The sequence below is a fragment of the Ignavibacteria bacterium genome (assembly GCA_016873845.1).
Lineage (GTDB): Bacteria > Bacteroidota > Ignavibacteria > Ch128b > Ch128b > JAHJVF01.
This window is the reverse complement of sequence record VGVX01000140.1, coordinates 1-2,693: the sequence shown is the minus strand read 5'-3', so window position 1 is coordinate 2,693 and position 2,693 is coordinate 1. Positions and strand designations below refer to the sequence as shown.

3 protein-coding genes are annotated in these 2,693 nt (G+C 35.5%); 1 reads left to right on the top strand and 2 read right to left on the bottom strand.

What is annotated here, in order from left to right; genetic code table 11:
* Nucleotides 1-403 (bottom strand): NAD-dependent epimerase/dehydratase family protein (locus FJ213_13290; protein ID MBM4177126.1); only part of this gene is annotated, 403 nt, incomplete at its 3' end.
* Between the two features lie 48 nt (nucleotides 404-451).
* On the opposite strand from FJ213_13290, the gene FJ213_13285 reads away from it, so the two are divergent.
* Nucleotides 452-1,492 (top strand): cation transporter, encoded by a 1,041-nt coding sequence (locus FJ213_13285; protein ID MBM4177125.1) that lies wholly within the window; start codon nucleotides 452-454, stop codon nucleotides 1,490-1,492.
* A 16-nt stretch (nucleotides 1,493-1,508) separates the two neighbouring features.
* Here FJ213_13285 and FJ213_13280 read toward each other — a convergent pair whose 3' ends face one another.
* Nucleotides 1,509-2,615 (bottom strand): hybrid sensor histidine kinase/response regulator, encoded by a 1,107-nt coding sequence (locus tag FJ213_13280; GenBank protein ID MBM4177124.1) that lies wholly within the window; start codon nucleotides 2,613-2,615, stop codon nucleotides 1,509-1,511.
* Nucleotides 2,616-2,693: the final 78 nt, after the last annotated feature.

The following is a 2,693-nucleotide window of genomic DNA, read 5'->3' as shown; positions in this document are numbered from 1 at the left end:
ACTCCTCTGTAAAAATTTCTTCCCAGTTTGAGCCATAGTAATTCACTCCGCTGCTTACGATCAGCAGCTCTGGTTTCTTCTCCGAACAAGCAATTGCATCCACAATGACTTGAGTTGATTTAACTCTGCTTTCATATATTGTTTTTTTCCTTTCTTCTGTCCATCTTTTTTCGATAATTGGAGTGCCGGCTAAGTGTACAACAACATCTGCTTCGTTCATCACATTTTTCCACAAGGAGTTATCGTAAGTATCCCATCTTAAATATTTCGTGCCTGTGATATTCTCTCTGATTTTGGAAAGATCCCTTGTTAAAACGATTACGTTTTGTTTCTCTGAAACTAATTTTTTATGGAGCAGAGAACCTACCAAACCAGTCGCTCCGGTTATTGCAAATGTTTTCATATCATTATGTATTCAATTGTATAATTATAGAATGATAAAAAACTTTTTATGATAAAAAAAATAATTAATTTTGATCTGCCTCTTATGAATAATAAAAACGACATTAAACTTAGAAAAAACGCTGCAACGATTTCACTGTCGATCGGCTTGTTTATGTTCGCAATTAAAATGATTGCATTTGTGATTACAGGCTCATCTGCTATTTTATCCGATGCGATCGAATCTATTGTACATATTCTTGCCACAGGATTTGCATTCTACAGTCTCATTATCTCGCTCCGTCCACCCGACAAATCACATCCATACGGGCATGGAAAGATTGAATACTTTTCTGCAGGTTTTGAAGGCGGGATGATCATTATTGCAGCACTCTCAATTTGCTACTATGCAATTGAAGATTTGATTTTCGGAGTTGAATTGAAACAACTTGATTTCGGAGGAATCTTAATCGGATTTGCCGCTTTAATAAATTTATTTCTCGGATGGTATTTAATCCAAATCGGAAAAAAGACCAATTCTCTCATACTCGAAGCTGATGGGAAACATATTCTTACTGATTCAATCACAAGTATTGGTGTAGTAATCGGAATTGTACTAGTGATGCTGACGGATCTAACAATTCTCGATCCAATAATTGCAATTATCGTTGCCGCTAATATTATTGGAACAGGAGTAAAACTTATTCGAGAATCGGTGCGGGGTTTGATGCAGGAATCCGATTCGGATCTGCTTAATAGAATAATCGATGCAATAAAAAAAATCCGCAGCGAAGATTTCATCGAGATCCATAAGCTAAGATCATGGAAAGCGGGAGATTCAACCTTTATTGACTTTCATTTGACCGTCCCGTCATTTTATTCTATCGAACAATCTCACAAAATTCAAAAAGAAATTACGGATAAATTAGTTGAAGATTTTGGCTTATCAACACAGTCAATGCTTCACTTTGATCCTTGCAAGCCATCATGCTGTGTCTATTGCGAAATGAAAAATTGCAATATCAGAAAAGAGACCAATTCAATTATATTAAGTTGGGAACTTGAAAGCTGTACAGCAGATGCAATTTATAAGATTTCTGGAGCTAAATAAAAAAATTTAGAATCAGTTATTTTAGATAGAGCGGGATAAAAATTTTAACTTCTGTTCCATTGGCAACTTCACTCTCAATTTCCATCTTTCCATCGTAGATCTGAACGATCCTGTTTACAATAGTTAATCCCAGTCCCCCGCCCTGTTGTTCTTGAAATTGACGATTATGTTGATAAAAAATATCGGTTAAATTTTTCAATGCATAATCTTCAATCCCTTTTCCTGAATCTTTCACCGACATTTCAAATAAATGGTCGGTTGCAACAGCTTTTACAGTGATATTAATATTTCCCGTACTCGAAAAATTTAGTGCATTCAATAACAGTTCCGAAAGAACCATATTCAAAGCGTTATAGTCAGGGGTTATCGGAAATTCTTCGCCAACCAAGTCGCATTTAACATCAACTTTATGAACAGAGGAAAAATCGTGCACAAAAGACGAAAATTCCGTCAGCCAATTTACGTTTTTGTTTTGCTTTAATTGAGATACTTTCTCTTCGTTGGAAGCAAGTATTTCAAGTTCCGCGAGACGAAGGAAATTTGTGACAAGTCTATTCAACCGGTCGCTGCTTGATTGAATATATTTTAGGAACTCTTGCCTTTCTTCTTCTCTTCCGATGTAATCTTTGTCTTGCAATAATGAGACGAATCCGCTGAGAGTGCTTAAAGGATTTTTAAATTCATGAGGAATAGAATATAAAATAGATTTTCGAATATCATCCAGGCGATTGTTTAAATACTGTTTTCTGTTTGATGCCTTTTTGAGTTTTGCATTAATCGAGACTTTCAGATCCTCAAAGTCAAAAGGTTTTGTGATGTAATCATCCGCCCCTAAAGATTTTCCGAAACGAATATCAACCTTATCGGATTTTGCGGTGAGAAAAATTAATGGAATGTCTTTGAAGTTTTCGGTTTGACTTATCTTTTCCTGAAATGTGAATCCATCCATCACTGGCATCATAACATCGCAAACTATTAGATCAGGAGCATTCTTTTGAATTAAGCGTAAAGCTGTTTCTCCGTTCTCTGCAGTTTCGACTTTGAATCCCTCATGCTCGAGTTCTGCTTTTAAGAGTAAACGGAGGGGTTCTTCATCCTCTATTATTAGTATTGTATGATCCATTGAATTCTCCTACAAATCTAATTATCGGATTAGTTAGAACAAAATTTGAGAAACGGAACTTATATAATGATAAAAAAT

Coding starts and splice junctions, on each gene's coding strand:
- FJ213_13280 (MBM4177124.1), bottom strand. CDS start 2,615: ATGGATCATACAATACTAATAATAGAGGATGAAGAACCCCTCCGTTTA.
- FJ213_13285 (MBM4177125.1), top strand. CDS start 452: ATGATAAAAAAAATAATTAATTTTGATCTGCCTCTTATGAATAATAAA.